The 14904-nt window shown below is 44.1% G+C and carries 19 protein-coding genes; 15 read left to right on the forward strand and 4 right to left on the reverse strand.

Annotation, left to right across the window (positions count from 1 at the left end):
* Positions 1-136 precede the first annotated feature (136 nt).
* Together N7386_RS22705 and N7386_RS22710 are read left to right on the forward strand one after the other, a co-directional pair.
* Positions 137-757, forward strand: a complete 621-nt coding sequence (locus tag N7386_RS22705) for a restriction endonuclease (RefSeq protein WP_014611583.1) — start codon at positions 137-139, stop codon at positions 755-757.
* A gap of 249 nt (positions 758-1006) precedes the next feature.
* Complete coding sequence (locus tag N7386_RS22710; protein ID WP_014611585.1) at positions 1007-1747, forward strand: single-stranded DNA-binding protein; 741 nt, start codon at positions 1007-1009, stop codon at positions 1745-1747.
* Positions 1748-1877: 130 nt separating this feature from the next.
* Here the strand turns inward: N7386_RS22710 and N7386_RS22715 are convergent, their stop codons facing one another.
* Positions 1878-3086: an IS4-like element IS10A family transposase gene (locus N7386_RS22715; RefSeq protein WP_001206290.1), complete on the reverse strand. Its 1209-nt coding sequence runs from the start codon at positions 3084-3086 to the stop codon at positions 1878-1880.
* 257 nt (positions 3087-3343) lie between these two features.
* Between N7386_RS22715 and N7386_RS22720 the strand changes: the two genes are divergently transcribed.
* The 4 genes from N7386_RS22720 (at position 3344) to N7386_RS22735 (ending at position 4737) form a co-directional block, all read left to right on the forward strand.
* Complete coding sequence (locus tag N7386_RS22720) at positions 3344-3484, forward strand: hypothetical protein (protein WP_014611586.1); 141 nt, start codon at positions 3344-3346, stop codon at positions 3482-3484.
* Positions 3485-3514: 30 nt separating this feature from the next.
* A complete protein-coding gene (locus N7386_RS22725; protein ID WP_014611587.1) occupies positions 3515-3793 on the forward strand; it encodes a hypothetical protein in 279 nt (92 codons plus the stop codon).
* A gap of 47 nt (positions 3794-3840) precedes the next feature.
* Complete coding sequence (locus tag N7386_RS22730; protein WP_014611588.1) at positions 3841-4107, forward strand: hypothetical protein; 267 nt, start codon at positions 3841-3843, stop codon at positions 4105-4107.
* Between the two features lie 75 nt (positions 4108-4182).
* Positions 4183-4737, forward strand: coding sequence for a hypothetical protein (locus N7386_RS22735; RefSeq protein WP_014611589.1), 555 nt, complete (start codon positions 4183-4185; stop codon positions 4735-4737).
* Positions 4738-4810: 73 nt separating this feature from the next.
* Here N7386_RS22735 and N7386_RS22740 read toward each other — a convergent pair whose 3' ends face one another.
* Positions 4811-5317, reverse strand: coding sequence for a tetratricopeptide repeat protein (locus N7386_RS22740; protein ID WP_259477028.1), 507 nt, complete (start codon positions 5315-5317; stop codon positions 4811-4813).
* Between the two features lie 317 nt (positions 5318-5634).
* On the opposite strand from N7386_RS22740, the gene N7386_RS22745 reads away from it, so the two are divergent.
* The 7 genes from N7386_RS22745 (at position 5635) to N7386_RS22775 (ending at position 8753) form a co-directional block, all read left to right on the forward strand.
* On the forward strand, positions 5635-6018 hold the full coding sequence (locus tag N7386_RS22745) for a GNAT family N-acetyltransferase (protein WP_014611591.1): 384 nt from the start codon (positions 5635-5637) through the stop codon (positions 6016-6018).
* Positions 6019-6031: 13 nt separating this feature from the next.
* The gene (locus N7386_RS22750; RefSeq protein WP_014611592.1) at positions 6032-6211 is read left to right on the forward strand and encodes a hypothetical protein; all 180 of its coding nucleotides are present in this window, start codon (positions 6032-6034) and stop codon (positions 6209-6211) included.
* A gap of 178 nt (positions 6212-6389) precedes the next feature.
* Positions 6390-6959 carry a hypothetical protein gene (locus N7386_RS22755; RefSeq protein ID WP_014611593.1) on the forward strand — a complete coding sequence of 190 codons (570 nt, stop codon included), beginning with the start codon at positions 6390-6392 and terminating at the stop codon, positions 6957-6959.
* Entirely contained in the window at positions 6960-7172 is a 213-nt protein-coding gene (locus tag N7386_RS22760) for a hypothetical protein (RefSeq protein ID WP_014611594.1), read from the forward strand.
* 16 nt (positions 7173-7188) lie between these two features.
* Positions 7189-7533: a PilZ domain-containing protein gene (locus tag N7386_RS22765; protein WP_014611595.1), complete on the forward strand. Its 345-nt coding sequence runs from the start codon at positions 7189-7191 to the stop codon at positions 7531-7533.
* Between the two features lie 21 nt (positions 7534-7554).
* The gene (locus N7386_RS22770) at positions 7555-8028 is read left to right on the forward strand and encodes a hypothetical protein (protein ID WP_259477003.1); all 474 of its coding nucleotides are present in this window, start codon (positions 7555-7557) and stop codon (positions 8026-8028) included.
* 245 nt (positions 8029-8273) lie between these two features.
* Positions 8274-8753: a hypothetical protein gene (locus tag N7386_RS22775; RefSeq protein WP_014611613.1), complete on the forward strand. Its 480-nt coding sequence runs from the start codon at positions 8274-8276 to the stop codon at positions 8751-8753.
* Positions 8754-9319: 566 nt separating this feature from the next.
* Here N7386_RS22775 and N7386_RS22780 read toward each other — a convergent pair.
* Both N7386_RS22780 and N7386_RS22785 read right to left on the reverse strand, forming a co-directional pair.
* The gene (locus N7386_RS22780) at positions 9320-11074 is read right to left on the reverse strand and encodes a DUF4942 domain-containing protein (protein ID WP_014611614.1); all 1755 of its coding nucleotides are present in this window, start codon (positions 11072-11074) and stop codon (positions 9320-9322) included.
* A 184-nt stretch (positions 11075-11258) separates the two neighbouring features.
* On the reverse strand, positions 11259-12197 hold the full coding sequence (locus N7386_RS22785; protein WP_014611615.1) for a hypothetical protein: 939 nt from the start codon (positions 12195-12197) through the stop codon (positions 11259-11261).
* A gap of 206 nt (positions 12198-12403) precedes the next feature.
* On the opposite strand from N7386_RS22785, the gene traD reads away from it, so the two are divergent.
* Positions 12404-14587: a type IV conjugative transfer system coupling protein TraD gene (traD, locus tag N7386_RS22790; protein WP_259477000.1), complete on the forward strand. Its 2184-nt coding sequence runs from the start codon at positions 12404-12406 to the stop codon at positions 14585-14587.
* The gene (locus N7386_RS22795; protein ID WP_041412237.1) at positions 14587-14904 is read left to right on the forward strand and encodes a hypothetical protein; all 318 of its coding nucleotides are present in this window, start codon (positions 14587-14589) and stop codon (positions 14902-14904) included. Before traD ends, N7386_RS22795 begins: the two co-directional genes overlap by 1 nt.

Raw genomic sequence — 14904 nt, forward strand, 5'->3', positions numbered from 1 at the left:
GGGCGGCTACCCGCTGTCTCAAGAATTTGGATTGTCTTACTACCCTGCCCTACTGACTCCGACAGGTATTTACCAATAACCTCGGGCTCATAGTATGAAGCCAGCATTCAAAATCCGCATGAGATAGGTTTCTTTTATGTTCAAGAATTACGCAGAGGAAAGCGGCGGTTTGGACTTGTTAACTATTTTGGGTTCAACGGTCGGAATTATCATATCAATGCTAGTTATCTGGTTATTGTGTATTTTCAGCCTATACATCGCTTATAAGCTAGAGCGCTTGCTCATGCGTCGTGACCGACGTGATAGGGCGAAGATTTGTAGGCACGAGGCCAACATAAAGAATGCGATAAAGTTCTTAGGTGAAATTAATGGCCTGCCACCAGCTCATAGAATGAGCAGGCTAAAGTGTGATATTACCCCTTATGTTTTTGAGGAAGCTGTTTTGACTGGGATAGAGAGATCCGGCTATCCCGTTGTTCGGGGTCGTCGGTATTCAGGCGACGGCGGTATTGACGGCAAGTTCACGGTTGGGAAAGTAAAGTATTTCGTTCAATCAAAGCGATACAAAAGCTACATCAACCCCCGTCATGTAAAAGACTTTGACCAGCTATGCCAGCGCCATAAAGTTAGGGGAGTCTTTGCCCATACAGGGCGTACCGGATACCGCTCTAAAGACCAATTCACCCTAAGCGATCACATCGAGCTTGTTAGTGGAGATAAGCTACTTCGGCTGCTTGATGGGCAAATCAAATTTTAAAGCTATCGGCAGACTATTGACGGACTAATCAATTTTTAAAACTGCAGGTTGCAACTAAATCAGGGAATGTGCATCATGGAGGCTCTATTACAGCCTCCGACGATGAAAGGTTTCGTCACTACCCCTCAGTTTAAGTTCTACCCTGTTCCAAAATTAATCCAATCAATCCAGCAGTTTCATTTTCAATTCGATTTGAAGATGCCTTTTGCTATTTGAATTTTATTCAATTTAACTAAGAGATAATCCAATATGACTACTTCAACTAAACTACACATGAACAGCCGTACAGCAATCGTTGGCGGTATTGTTAGTTCAATCCAGCAACACCAAATCAACGGCAAGCAAGCTGTTTGGCTTGAGATTCCAAATAAGAATCCTGCTCAACAGCCAACCTACGTAACTCTACTAATTGGAACAGAACACCAAATCACTACAGGCCAAGTGCTTGGGGTTAAAGGGTTCTTCGACTCAGTTGAGTTTTCCGGCCAAAACAACTCCACCTTCACAGTCACTGTTATTGATGTAACTGAGATTCTTGTCTACGGAGGTAATTCGTGGATTTCAATTAACTCGGCAACAATTGCCGGAAATGTTGGAACCGTGGACGTTGCAAACGGCTGGATCAATTTCAGCGTGGCTACAACCAAATCTAAAAAGTTAGACAATGGCCAATGGGATAATCAAACCGTTTGGCTTAAGTGCAGTATCAAAGAGGATAAGGCCACGCCGCCTCAAAAGGGCGATGTAGTTTGTTTCGATGGAGCTTTGAAAGCGGAAAGCTACACTGACAGAAACGGCAACGCCGTGAACTCTGTTAGCTTCTTCGTGAATAAATTCATCGTTAACAAGCCGAAATCATCTGCAAACGCAGCACAACAACCACAGAGTAACGCTCAATCGTATCAACCTGCCCCGCAGCAACAGTACGCACCAGCTTCTCAACAGCAGTACGCACCAGCCTCTCAACAGGCTTACCAGTACCGCAAGTAATCCGGTCCACTATAGGTTTGCATTCAGCAAACTTATTTTGATACCGGCGATGCCACAACCATAACATCAATCTGCTTCGGCACGTTGAACACCGCTATAAGGACGCCCTACCCGGCGCTGAAGGATCCCCTCATAAATCAGCCATAGCATAGCCATATTTGAGCAACTGATTGGCGAATAATACCCAGGCCGCCAGCAATTCTTTCTCCGTGATTTGATAATCAGGCCGCCTGAGTACCTCCAATCCCAAGCGAATCGTTGAGAGTACCGTTCGATGCCCAATGGTATTGGCCTGAAAATGCTTATCCCAGCCCTGTTGCTGTGCGTGTAAACCAACTAGCCACAACAGGCATTGAACCATCAACGCTATCAGTAGGATGATGTCGAATCGCTCTGGACTGTTGGTACGACTTTGGCGTAAGCCAAAGCCGTATGCCGGGCTTTTGAGGTCACGAAAGGTTTCCTCTATTTGCATACGTTTGGCGTACAGGTTTACCAGCTGCTTTGGGCTCCGAGATTCTGGTGGTAAATTGCTGGCTAACACCCAAGGCTCTTTCGCCGATGTTGAGTACGTTTTTGCCGATGGATGGTGGCAATTAGTCCTCGTTGAACGCTGATTTGTACGCCCCTTAGGTTTGCTACGATAAAGCGTGAGATGGCAATTGATAGGGTTAGTTTTGGTCAAGGTCTTACAACCCAGGCTCTTCGCTTGACCGTTGGCCAAGTCATGTGTACTGCGAACTGCACGCCAATTTTCAGCGCCAATATCTGCAAATTGAACTGTACCGCGAATACGGCTTAGCCAAAACCAACCATGCGCCTCAACCTCTTTGTACCAAGGCACTTTGAACCCCGCGTCAGTCACGATGAGAGGGGTAACATGCAAAGGTAAAATCTTGGCTAAGTCCGCTAAAAAACCGTTGTGGGAGGCCTTAGAGCATTGTTCTGATAGGGGATAGGACTTCTCATACAGGGTAATAGAGCGGCCATTGAAGGCTATTGAGGCGCGCAGAGCCATGATGCGTTTATGCTCTCGGATGTCTGACCAATCGACGAGCACAATCGGCATAGGGTTACCAGAACAGATGAGGCTGGCATGCCATTGGTAGACAGCTAACCGTTCTTGATGCAGATGCGTGTTGCCGAGCAAACGATCAATGCGCTTGATGTTGTGCTTGGTTCGGGCCGTGGTTGGTAAATTTCGACCTAACTCAGTCAAGGTCAGTGTCTTACATTCAATCAGTGCCTTAGAGGCCAGCATCAAGCTGTTTAATCGTTTTAGGTGAAGTTCTGGGCAGTATTGGTGTAAAGAATGTTGTAGGATATTGGCTTCGCGCATCTTGTTGTCCAAGTGTAGTTTTTAGCGAAACCATTTGATCATGCAACAAGATGCGCTTCCACCCTAATTTGATGATTTATTTGTAAATCATCAGGGGATTCTTCAGTACCCGGCGTCCTTTTTTTTACTTGGAGAAACCCTATGTCTGATTTCTACAAAACACTACTGCAAAACTTCCCATGGAAACACTACGCAATTTTTACCTGCGTCTTGGCCATGTTCTGTTTCGTCTACTCCGCATTTGAGGGGATCTAACTATGCTGCAAATCACCAGAAATGAATTCCTCTACCTTGGCCTATTGGTCTGGTGGTGCATTCAAGCTGGCACGAAAGCGACGTATCTCTTAGGTCTAGCAACCTTCATCGCCCTTGGTGCTGCTGGCTTCAACTCTCTTTAAATCCAACCAATCAACTAAAGGTATTCAGCAATGAATCCAACTTTAAAAACAGGCTATCGCTTTTTCTTTGTATCGCTCTATCTAAACCGCCCAGTCGCTGTATTGGGCTTGGGAATGACAGATACGTTACATGGACTAGCCATTGCTCAAAACTCAGTTGATGCAACTGATCTCTACATCGAGAAAAGCAAGCTATACGAAAATTGCATTCACTACTCATGCTGCGAACTTGCGGCCAAACAACAGATTAGTGACTACCTGTTACCTAGCGCATTTGCCGGGTATCAGAGCGCCGTTGTCGAAGCTTGACCCCAATAGCGCAAATCTAACCAACCAGACCAAAAGGAACAAACTAAATGACTACGCAAACCATTCTTGAAGTGATGATGCAAGATATTGTCGGGGATTATGACACGCCTGATTTCATTGACGAATGGCAATGGGTCAAGTCCATATCCTCGTTTTCTCACAATGAGAACGGCGATTTCGGCATTTGGGAGTTTTTTGTAAACGTCTACAAGGTGCAACACTCCGGTGATCGCATTCCTGAAAAACTTCTACCTGTCTTTGAGGAAGCCATTAAAGCTGGCCACAGCTTTGTGTGGTTCCACCAAGGCACTTAACCAATCCGCAATACCCGCCCTAGTTAGATTTAAAGCTAGGGCGTCAATCCAACCAACCAAAGTAAGGAAATTTCCATGGGATTTTTTAGCTACCTAACCGCAGATAAGAAACAAAGTATCGCCAATCGTCACTCTGAGATTGGAGCTTCTACCGTTTACCTGCTGCAACCTCACAATCGCGCTCCAATCACTGAATCAGCATACGATGGTTATGGGGATTTTGGCGGCGTCAATGTGTTCGTCTGGCTTGCCCGGATGAATGCAAAGCAATACGGCGTAAGCATTAAGGGCTATGACGATGAACAGTTAGCGAGTCTTGGACAAGCCATTTCTTACTGCACTGTTTGTCGTGATGTTCACAGCGGGGATATTTGGCACGTTTGGGCTGACTATCGAAATTTGGTGCCGGGGAAATACTTCAAAGGTAATTGGGGCGCAATCATACCCGAGTTCGGCCAATCAGCTAACCAGCTAATTGAATCTGGACGTTGGGTAGAGATTGAACTCAATCAAATCAACCCACCGAAGTATCCAATTAAACTGTCACACAATCGTGAAGCTGTTTATGCAGATTTACCCGAATCCGAAAGCTGTCCGTACCAAGGCTTTCACTACAACACGTATAACTAATCACACCTCTGGCCACACACTTCTGTGTGTGGCTCCCTTTAAATCCGATTTGATTTTTTCAAAACGGAACCAATCAGATAGACCTTATCAATTTAGCTACTAGCTCAAGAGTAGTGCTAACCGATTTGATTTTCACCCCAAAGAGTTCAGTTTTGGCTGATTTTGAGCAATTTAAAAACTTATTTAATGTTAAAACCCTCTGTTTCGCAAATAGGTAGCCTTGGTCTGCCGCCTTCTGATACCACTCCACGGCTTTTACATAGTCCTGTTTAACACCGTGACCATATTCATAAGCAAAGCCGAGGCTGTACTGGCCTTCCTCAGATCCTTGGTCTGCAGACTTCTGATACCATTCCACTGCATTCAAATAGTCCTGTTTAACGCCTTTGCCACTGCCGTACATACTTCCGACTTCGCTTTGGGCAAATGCATCACCTTGTTCGGCTGATTCAAGAAATTCTTTAAATGCACACTGGTAATTTTTCTCCATATAACAAGCGAACCCTTTGTCCACATCAGCCACAGCATTAGTAACACTGAACAAACAAACAATTGGCATCAAAATTGTGCGTAATTTCATACTTAATCCCTTAATTTTAAATCACGTGAGTATGTTAGCCTTAACCGAATTTTGATGCGATCACTGATTCAACCTTCCGTTGTGGGCTCAGCAGTTAGCGTCCAAACATATTGCACTTCTACAGCGAGTGATCGTTCCTACCCCTGCAACTTGAGCTATCACAGTTTTTTCTTACCTCGCACATCACTACCTATCATCTAAACCAACACGCTCAAGTTTGCATTATACAAAATTATAAATAACAGTAACTTAGATTATTAACTTAGTATAATTGCCTGCATGAATTGAGCGATATTCCGCTAGCTACAAGGTGTGACATGAACGAAATCGAATATGAAAAAGGCTATGAAGATATTGCAGCCGCCAGCCCATACATCGACTGGGAAATTGACGGCGATAGAGCCCTGATTCACCTCGTTTACGTTCCTCCTTCACAGCGCGGGAAAGGAATTGGTAAACAGTTATTCCAATCTGTATTGGACGCAATCAAGCATGAAGCTGTTAAGACCATTCGCCTTATGTCTGCGCCTCTATGTGGTCGAAGCACAACGGAATACTGGAAGTCGTTAGGTTTTGTTTCAGCCTATGAAGGTGGCCAGCCAGACAACATTCGGGTGCTGCACAAAGCTGTTAACGGATTCGAGTTGCCCCCTATCGAATCAGTACCTGACGGCGAAGAACGTCACTATATTTTTGATTAATTGGACTCAAACCATGAGCAAGCAGATAGCTGAAACCACCAACCAACTTCATTGCATCGTGGATGAAGATGATAACGTCCTCGCTGACGGCCTGACACTTTTTGAAGCCGAAAGACAACTGACAATATTTTTGAACCATGGCGAAGATTGCTACATAGGAGATTCTGAACTGCAGACAATTCGAGGTACGTAAAGAGCGACTAAGAGCATATAAAGAAAGGAAAAAGGCCAGAGAAGCTAAAGCAGCAACAAAGTAGTAAGTAAGCGCCCTCGGGCGCTTTATTATACCCCATAAAAATTCCACGCCTTTTCTGAAAGCTATTCAAAAAAATCACATCATGCCCTAACTCTAATCAGATAGGGCTTCCAGTTTGAACAATCCAATTCCAAAGCCGCCATTCAAGCAAGTTAAAGGCAAGCTCGGTCGTGCCTACAAGCGCAGCCAAACGAACGCCGCCGGGCTAGGTGAGGAAGTCATTATTGAGCCTGCAGGTAGCGACTATGTGGCTATTGATGTTCGCTCACGCCAGCTCACAGAAAGCGCGAATATTGGCAATAAACGCATTCACCGATTAGTTCTCAGCTCAACCGAAGCCGTTTCCATGGGCAGTATTTTGTTGCACCTGGGCGAGAGTCTTTTAGATCGAGACGAGAAAACTTGTTACATCACGGTGTCCACTGAAAAAACAGAGATTGGTGAAAACTTTATTCGTGAAGATTTGGCGACTGCTGAACAGCGAATTGCCCGGCGTAAATCTCGAAGTCACCTATTTGGATTAGCTCAACGATGCTTGGAAACCTGCACAAATGAGAAATTCATAGAACAAATGACAGCAAACCTTGCTGCTTGGGCTATTGCAGAGCAAGACGAGTTTGCAATAAACAAAGCTGAAAAAGCCATTTTCCAACTCGGGCTAGTCTCGAAGGACGCGCTGAATTAAATGCTAATAGCAACTAAAAATGGCTGGTTGATATCTGCCGATCTAATAACCGAAACCGAGAAATATTGGGAAGTGAAAGCATTCGACGAGCCCACTCCAAGAAAAATAAGTAAGTCTGACGACCAGCAGCAAGTTTTCAGCGATATGGCAACGGCACTTCACTTTGCCGGAGCGCATGACATAGCTGAACACTTAGAGCAACCAAATATATAAACGAAGGATTATTGTTATGCACACAGCCTCAACACTAAATACGCAACCCAAAATTCCTGTAGACAATGTTAAGAGCTACCTTAACCATGAACGACGCGCCGAAGTTCGCATTTGCATGGACAGAGAAGCTGTCATATTGCGCTGGAATGAAACCAATGGGCAGGAACAAACCGATGAAGCTAGTTGCATTGATCTTTCAAGAGGCGGGGTTTTATTGGCTCACTCTAAGCCCTTTGAATTAGGTGATACGTTAAAAATCACTTTTAATGCCAACTCCATGCTTCAATCTACGATTACTGGCGTGGTGTGTAGATGCAATTGGAGCGGTTCTGAATATTCAGTCGCACTTCAACTTATTTAACGGTCGTAGGAAGTATCGAAAATGAAATCTAAACGACTTTTCATCCCTCTTATCCTATTCACGCTCAGCGCAAATGCCTATGAGCCACAAGCATGGATTCGATCACCTAGCCCTGACAATCCTCTTAAGATTAAAGCTGCATCACCTCAAGTAAGAGTCAATAACGGGTCTGGTATAGGTATGTATTTCATGACCGATAACGGAACCATCATTTCAAGTTGCAATTGCAACCCCAAAACTGATAGCAATGAAAAGAAAATCAACATCACTTTGAGCGGCAAAAAAGCTCAGTACATCAGGATTTGCAATCCGTTTTTAGAAAGCTATCTATATCGCCCCGCCACCGAACAGGACTTTGCGCTAGCCGATGAACAATTAACAAATACTCGCTACGTCGTCGTTCAAGGTGTTGCTGATAAGCCATTCTCAATTACATCGCTTGGCTACACGGATGCAGCAAAGCCTCGCGTCATTGATTTAAGGCAACAGCTATAGCCTATCTAGTTCGAGTTTGCAGAATGCAAGCAACAAAATACCTAGCATATCGTTGCATTCAAGGCTAACTAGCCTTACTATTGTTATGTAGCTTGTGGCGGTAGGAATATCCCCACGTTAAAAACCCAAATTCCTTGTTTGTTGTGGCGGTAGGAATATCCCCACGTTAAAAACCCAAATTCCTTGTATTAGCTACCGAAAACCCAGTCTTATAGACTGGGTTTTTCGTTTCTAACGGAGAGAGCATGGATTTAAAAAAACTCGCCGCAGATTTTTACCATGACAACCCAAGAGTGGAGCAGGCATTAGATTTTGATTCGGCTACTAACACTTGGCAAACTGGAAAAACTCGCGGTCACGGCATTGTTAAAGTCACCGTCAACGGACTTATATTTGCCATTCCAGTGCGTTCGCATATTAAACACAACGCTAGCTATATTATTGAAGTGAACCGTAATGTCGTCGGCATAAAAGGGATGGGGCTGGATTACTCCAAAGCACTGCTAATTCGGTCAGCAAATCACGTTTCCAATGACGTATTTCTATTAAAATCTAAGTCAGCGGGTAAAAAGCTAATTGGTAAACAAGCTCATGTCGAGCAGCAATTTGAAGCCTACGTAAACAAGTACATCAAGGCCGTCACAACCAAAGATAGAAATATCATTAATAGCAACGAGTACCGATTTACGACTTTAATCAATTACCACACTGAATTAGGGTTGTAGCATCTAGCAAGTAAAATTCTCAGCCGTCCAATAGGTTATATATAGCTGTTTGGACTGTGTATAATGTGTATCTAGGCCACTTTATGTGGCCTTTTTTATGGTCAAAACACGAATGAATATATAGTGTATTCTATGTGCTGTGTATTATCAGACCAAGCCTTCATCCTGCTAAACCGCCGCGCAGCGGCTATTACAAAACAACAAGCGTTACCAGATTAGAATATACATACTGAATGTACACACTGTGTACATTCTCGGCGCAATAAAAAACCCAGCATTAACTGGGCTAGCACTCACTCACTCGCAGTTATACACAGTTTTCACTATATACTCGCTTGGGACGGCTATTATGTCGAAAACCTGCTACACCAACCCTCACATTAGACAGTATTTATATCACTCATGAACCATTGATAATGGTTTCAATTTGCTTGTTGCAAACTGCATTTACGCACCACAACGAAAAACACAGTAACTAATTGAAGTTTAAATATAAAACTCATAATAAAAGGGTTTGTATCGCGTGATACAAACCCTTAACTGATCTACTACCCTTACCTTTTCAATCAGGCTGCCATATCTAAGTTATCTGCTCTCGGACAAGCTAATGCTAATGCGACAATAGGAGTTAACGCTAATGTGTCTTTCACGTTCCAAACTTCGGCTGCTACCTCAGAATCACAGTCAAGCTCAGTTTGCAGTTCTTCTTTGCTGCGAACCCAACCAAGTAAACGCGAAGCTGTTACGTTAAAGCGAAGCATTGCGGCCTGATTGAACTTTAAATGACGGTTGCCGTTTTGGTAAAACTTCACATTTAGCAGCTCAACACAATTCCCTTTGGTGTCCATTCCGTAGATTGAACCCTTGCCAGAACCAGCGCAAACATCGTTATAAATACCGCTGTAACCTAGCAACCCAAAGACGACGGCCAAATCGTTAATAAAAACCTCGGCACTATCTGACAATCCACGCGATTTATATTTATCAAAATTGCCCCAACTGCTAAAGATAAAGCGATAATCCAGCAGGTATTTACTTCCGTTGGTTTCGCGGTTATGCCTCCAATTGTCGCTGAATACCTTTTCATTTGACTTGTAGTATTTAGAGATAGAATCCTTGGATGTGAGCATCTTAAACGTGTCAGTAATGCTTTCTTCAACCAGATCGTTGGCATAGTCCACCGCAAATTTAATTACATAAACCGCATTTGTGTAGGTGAAATCCAAAGCATTAGAGTTCAGCTTGTTCAATAAATCTGTTTTGTGTTTGCCTATCAAACGGCTAGAAATTGCATCCAGATTATCAAATAGCACTTTCCAATAAACATTGCGGTAGCCGAATAATTTATCTTTAACGCTTTCAAGTAATTTGTCGTGTTCAACGCCTAGTTCAGCTAGCAGCTCTGGTTCAACTGAGGCAATGCGCTTGTACTGGGCTAAGGTGTTAGCTAAATCTCGCTCATAACCTTCGAGCAGCGCCCATAGCACCCCTTTTGTCTCAGCTACTGCGTAAGATTCACTACCCTCAGTGTGCATTGATTTTTTAACGCGCTCGGCCTCGTAGTATTCACTAAACTTTTGAGTGGTTTGAGAATATGTTTTTTTCAGCCCTAGCTCATTCTCTAGGAAAAGCCCAAACGCATCTGTTTGGTCGTAGCTGAGCGATTTCTTATAACCACGGTCACGGCGAAATTGAGCGCGTTTATCATCTTCATCGGATTCATCTACATTGACGAAGCTAAAACGAATTAAGTTTACCTTTGCTCTTGCCGCTCTTTCAGCATTCAAAAAGTCTGATTCATCAATTACCGTCGCGATAACGCCACGCAATTGAATTGCCTCTGCAATTACAGGACAGTTAACCCAACGCTCAGGAACCACAGCATAAAGTAGGTTAAATGTAAGCTGTTTAATCAGTGTTGAAAGCCACAAGGAAAACTCGCTGTAAGGTGGGTTTACGAATGCCACATTGCAGCTTTTAGAGATAAAGTTGGTTTCTGTGAACTCAGTGCCAAGAAGGGTGATACCCTCACCAAAGTAAGAGTCGGTATGAATGGTCGCTTTCTCAATTGCATAGCAATTTACTGACTGGCGCTTTTCTTCATCTTCAAAAGCCGCTTTGAACGTCTTTAATGCTCGACCATCACCAGCGCCTACATCGAGAAATCTCACAGGGTCACTATAGCGATTAGTTAAGTCGAAGTTCTCTTGAATCGCCTTAATATCATCAACGATAGTTTGCAGCTGAGCATCGGTAGTCGGATACCACTCAAAATCCTGACCTGCGTTTTTTAACTTCTGAACTACTGCTAATGTACCCATGATGACAACCCCTAAACTAATCAGCGTTTTGCGCTATAATTTGATGGGTTAACTTTACCAAAAACGCCAAAAACTCCGATAAATACGTGTATTTGTATTCCGCAACTCCATAAAGCAAAGGCCGTCATTTATTGACAGCCTAAGGGCATCAGTTTGCAAAAATCAAAATTATTCGGGACCGTTATTAATCGTCACTAAACGGAATAGCTATATTGTCGATATCCCCATTTTCAAACAGCTTAAACAGCGCAGCAGACTGGAATTCTCGCCGCACACCTGATAAATGGAAGAAGATAGCGCCAACGGCCTCTTGTAAATCCAATTCCTCAAGCGAACCCTCAGTATTGCGCTTTACAACGCTACAGATACTTGTCGTATAAAGTGAATGAATGGGGTTAACGGTACTGACAACAAGGCCGACCAGACTTCCTCGTAATGACTCATAGCAGTCCAGCCCAAGGCCAGAAATCCGAGTTTCCAAATCTTGCTCATTAGGTAGGCCATTTACAAAACTCTCCATCAAAACTAATAACTTCTGACCACTAGGCATTTCGTACTGGACAGCAAAAGTGCCTTTCTGACTGAACTCACCAACAGCAATTGGGGTTACGGTTGACTGTTGAGTCTGCTTCAAAACTTCTGGCTCGGAGGCCAATCGCCCTGCAATTTGCCTGCTTTCAGAAAGCTCAATAAACAGAGGATGCTCGATAAACACTTTAGTGGCCGCAGCTTCTACGCCTCGCGCCATTGAGAACCAAATAGCTTCATCAAAATAATCTCGGCCTCCCTCCTCTTTTTGCCAACTTGGTTGGATACCGGCGATCAATCCCGCTTTCACATCGTCATATCCAAATTCACCATAACGAGGTAAATAACTTGTTCGCCAATGTTCACGCTCAAGGGATACTAGCTTGTCTGCTTCCTCCGTCACTTCACCTATGTTGCGTCCAAGCCCTAGGTATTTAATTAGGCCAGTAATGACTTTACTTCGTTTAATCTTAAACATCGGCTCAAAGCCAGACTTGGTGACACTTGATTCAATCGTTAGCGACTCCAAGTATTCAACCATCCCGCGCAACTGGGCTAACACAGCATGGTTAGGCTTAATATTTGCGACTGACATACAACCTCTTTCCCGAATAATCTCAATTTCTGGAAAAAAGCATATCCCAAGCCCCCTTACCCGTCCCGTTGTTTATTATTTTGATCAATGCAAACTCAAGATGAAAATCAGTCGGTTAAATGCAAATTGAAAATGAACCACACCTTTTAAGCGCCGCCCTACTTAATTTCGGATAATTCCATATCCGAAACTACCTCGATAACGATATGTCCACAGAGATACAGTTAGACGGTCGGCTTAGACCTTGCTACGAATACCAAGCCAGCGTCAATGCTGCGGTAATGTCATTTGCAGCAACCAAAATGCCCTATCTAATGGGCGTCCCATTTGTTAGCAGTTATGCCACAGCCATTGGATTAGGACTGTTAGGCGTCGCTCAATACTACAAAGGGCGCAAACTCCGTCGTTACCAGGAAGGGCTCAGAAACTTACAACCATTCTTTATCCAAACAGAAGATTTACCAGTTTCGGAAGATGAATTTTGGTTAGGCCGTGGTTATGAGGTAACTCAGGTACACGCTCAGCGTATGTACGAGTGCAATACACCAAATGGGATACCTTACACAAAACCTAGTAAGGCATATAATCGGGCAAGGCAAATTAGCCGAAAAGCTAAAAAGCAAGGGGCTTCATGGCCAATTAAAACCTTAGCTAAAAGGTTGGATGGGCAACACTTTGTAACCGTGAACCTAGGGGGGAAAAAGGTTTCTCTTTTCAAAAACCCTGTTGCACCTTACCCAAATGTCGGCGGCGAACCCTACTTACACGGCGTAGGCATCGAGGATGAAACCGACGTTCTTACCCCTCTCAAATCAATGGAAGGTCATGTTCTCGTTATGGGGACGACTGGCTGCGGCAAAACTCGTGCAGCTGAAATCTTCCTAACCGCAGATATAGCGAGAAAGATTAAGCGCACAATCCAGAAGCGAACCCCGAGCGGCGACATTGAGAAGCAAACAGTATCTCAGCCGGACGGTTGCGTTGTGTGCTTTGACCCTAAAGGCGACCCTGAACTATTAGCGAGAGTCTACTCAGAAGCAAAACGCGCTGGCAGGCCATTCATTTTCTTCCACTTAGGCGAGGCTGGTATTTCAGCCAGATATAACGGCGTCGGTAACTTTAGCCGACTAAGTGAAGTGGCCACACGTATTTCCGGCCAATTAGCAGGCTCTGGTGATAGCGCCGCATTTAAAGAGTTCGCTTGGCGGTTCATTTCGATTATTGCAAAAGCATTATTCAGTATGGGTTTACGCCCGAGCTACCAAGACATTCGCAGCTATATCATGGATATGGAGTCACTGTTTATCCGGTATGCAGAGCATTACTTAGCTGAACTTGGTGTTAGTGATTGGCGTGTGCTAGTGGATGACCTAGTTCTAACCATCAAAAAGGTACCAGAAAATCTCAAAGGTGCCAGCCGTAGGTCAGTGGCTTTAGACTCACTGATTCAGTCTTTCACACAAGCCAATTCAATTCGAGTCACCCCTGCTTACGAAGGGCTTTTGAATGCTGTGAAATACGATGCGTCGTACTTCTCGAAGATCACCGCTTCTCTTTTGCCACTGCTCGAAAAACTTTGCTCCGGGGATAACTTAGAAATCTTATCGCCTGACTATTCAGATATGAACGACACAAGACCAATTCTGGATTGGACTCAAGCCATTCGCCAAGGAGCTGCCGTTTATTGTGGCTTTGCCGCGATGGTTGACCGGGACGTAGCAAGCGCTGTTTCTAACTCGATGCTATCAGACTTGTTATCCCTATCAGGGAAAATCTATCAATCTGGCATTAACTACGGTGTTGATGCTGCCAGCTCTAAAGAACGCGCAAACGTCTACCTTCATTTAGATGAAGCAAACGAAATGTGCGGTGATGAATACATTCCAATTCTGAACAAGGCGCGTGGTGCTGGCTTGCGTGTAATCGCATACACCCAATCTCGCCAAGACTTCGAGGTGAGGTTAGGCGATAAGGCAAAAGCTCAAGTTGTTGAGTCAAACTACAACACAATCATCATGTTCAGGGTAAAAACTGAGGACACGGCCAAGCTACTCACAGACCAGCTTAAAGAGGTCAATATCTACGACCTGTCAGTAGGGTCGATGATTAGCCCTGAATTAAACGTCGATGACGAATCATTAATGACTACTCGTATTAATAACTCTGTATCAATCGTCAAGACACAAAAGCTACTTAAACCGGATGACATTATTTCCTTACCTAAGGGGCAAGCCTATGCCCTGCTTGAAGGCTCTAAGCTATACAAGCTCCGGTTCCCACTACCTAAAGAATCCGCTCACACGTTACCACCAGAGCTAAGCCTGATTTACAGCAAAATGAAGAAGCAATATCGCTCCTACGATAACTGGTGGGAAAAAGAAGCTGCCTAATGAAATTATCAATTCAAACCTATTACTTGGGACTGCTCATGAACTTTAAACAAGCTATATCCTTCGCCTTAGTAACTCCATTTGCGATAAGTCTGGCCGGGTGTAGCAATACGGCATATCCGGTACTTCTAAAAGAAGAAAATCGAATTATCAGCCAAGCGCATACCGGAAGTGAGATAAACGAACTTTTACAAGTGTACCTGATTGCAGAGGACAAGTGCGTTGAATACAAAAAGGCATTAGCCGGGTTCGATGCGGAAAGTGAGATTGCAAAATACAAAATAACTCGCCGCTCTGTTGATTGCGCCCGGTACTAA

The sequence above is a fragment of the Shewanella sp. GD04112 genome, from assembly GCF_029835735.1.
Lineage (GTDB): Bacteria > Pseudomonadota > Gammaproteobacteria > Enterobacterales > Shewanellaceae > Shewanella.

Coding starts and splice junctions, on each gene's coding strand:
- N7386_RS22705 (WP_014611583.1), top strand. CDS start 137: ATGTTCAAGAATTACGCAGAGGAAAGCGGCGGTTTGGACTTGTTAACT.
- N7386_RS22710 (WP_014611585.1), top strand. CDS start 1,007: ATGACTACTTCAACTAAACTACACATGAACAGCCGTACAGCAATCGTT.
- N7386_RS22715 (WP_001206290.1), bottom strand. CDS start 3,086: ATGCGCGAAGCCAATATCCTACAACATTCTTTACACCAATACTGCCCA.
- N7386_RS22720 (WP_014611586.1), top strand. CDS start 3,344: ATGCTGCAAATCACCAGAAATGAATTCCTCTACCTTGGCCTATTGGTC.
- N7386_RS22725 (WP_014611587.1), top strand. CDS start 3,515: ATGAATCCAACTTTAAAAACAGGCTATCGCTTTTTCTTTGTATCGCTC.
- N7386_RS22730 (WP_014611588.1), top strand. CDS start 3,841: ATGACTACGCAAACCATTCTTGAAGTGATGATGCAAGATATTGTCGGG.
- N7386_RS22735 (WP_014611589.1), top strand. CDS start 4,183: ATGGGATTTTTTAGCTACCTAACCGCAGATAAGAAACAAAGTATCGCC.
- N7386_RS22740 (WP_259477028.1), bottom strand. CDS start 5,317: ATGAAATTACGCACAATTTTGATGCCAATTGTTTGTTTGTTCAGTGTT.
- N7386_RS22745 (WP_014611591.1), top strand. CDS start 5,635: ATGAACGAAATCGAATATGAAAAAGGCTATGAAGATATTGCAGCCGCC.
- N7386_RS22750 (WP_014611592.1), top strand. CDS start 6,032: ATGAGCAAGCAGATAGCTGAAACCACCAACCAACTTCATTGCATCGTG.
- N7386_RS22760 (WP_014611594.1), top strand. CDS start 6,960: ATGCTAATAGCAACTAAAAATGGCTGGTTGATATCTGCCGATCTAATA.
- N7386_RS22765 (WP_014611595.1), top strand. CDS start 7,189: ATGCACACAGCCTCAACACTAAATACGCAACCCAAAATTCCTGTAGAC.
- N7386_RS22770 (WP_259477003.1), top strand. CDS start 7,555: ATGAAATCTAAACGACTTTTCATCCCTCTTATCCTATTCACGCTCAGC.
- N7386_RS22775 (WP_014611613.1), top strand. CDS start 8,274: ATGGATTTAAAAAAACTCGCCGCAGATTTTTACCATGACAACCCAAGA.
- N7386_RS22780 (WP_014611614.1), bottom strand. CDS start 11,074: ATGGGTACATTAGCAGTAGTTCAGAAGTTAAAAAACGCAGGTCAGGAT.
- N7386_RS22785 (WP_014611615.1), bottom strand. CDS start 12,197: ATGTCAGTCGCAAATATTAAGCCTAACCATGCTGTGTTAGCCCAGTTG.
- traD (WP_259477000.1), top strand. CDS start 12,404: ATGTCCACAGAGATACAGTTAGACGGTCGGCTTAGACCTTGCTACGAA.
- N7386_RS22795 (WP_041412237.1), top strand. CDS start 14,587: ATGAAATTATCAATTCAAACCTATTACTTGGGACTGCTCATGAACTTT.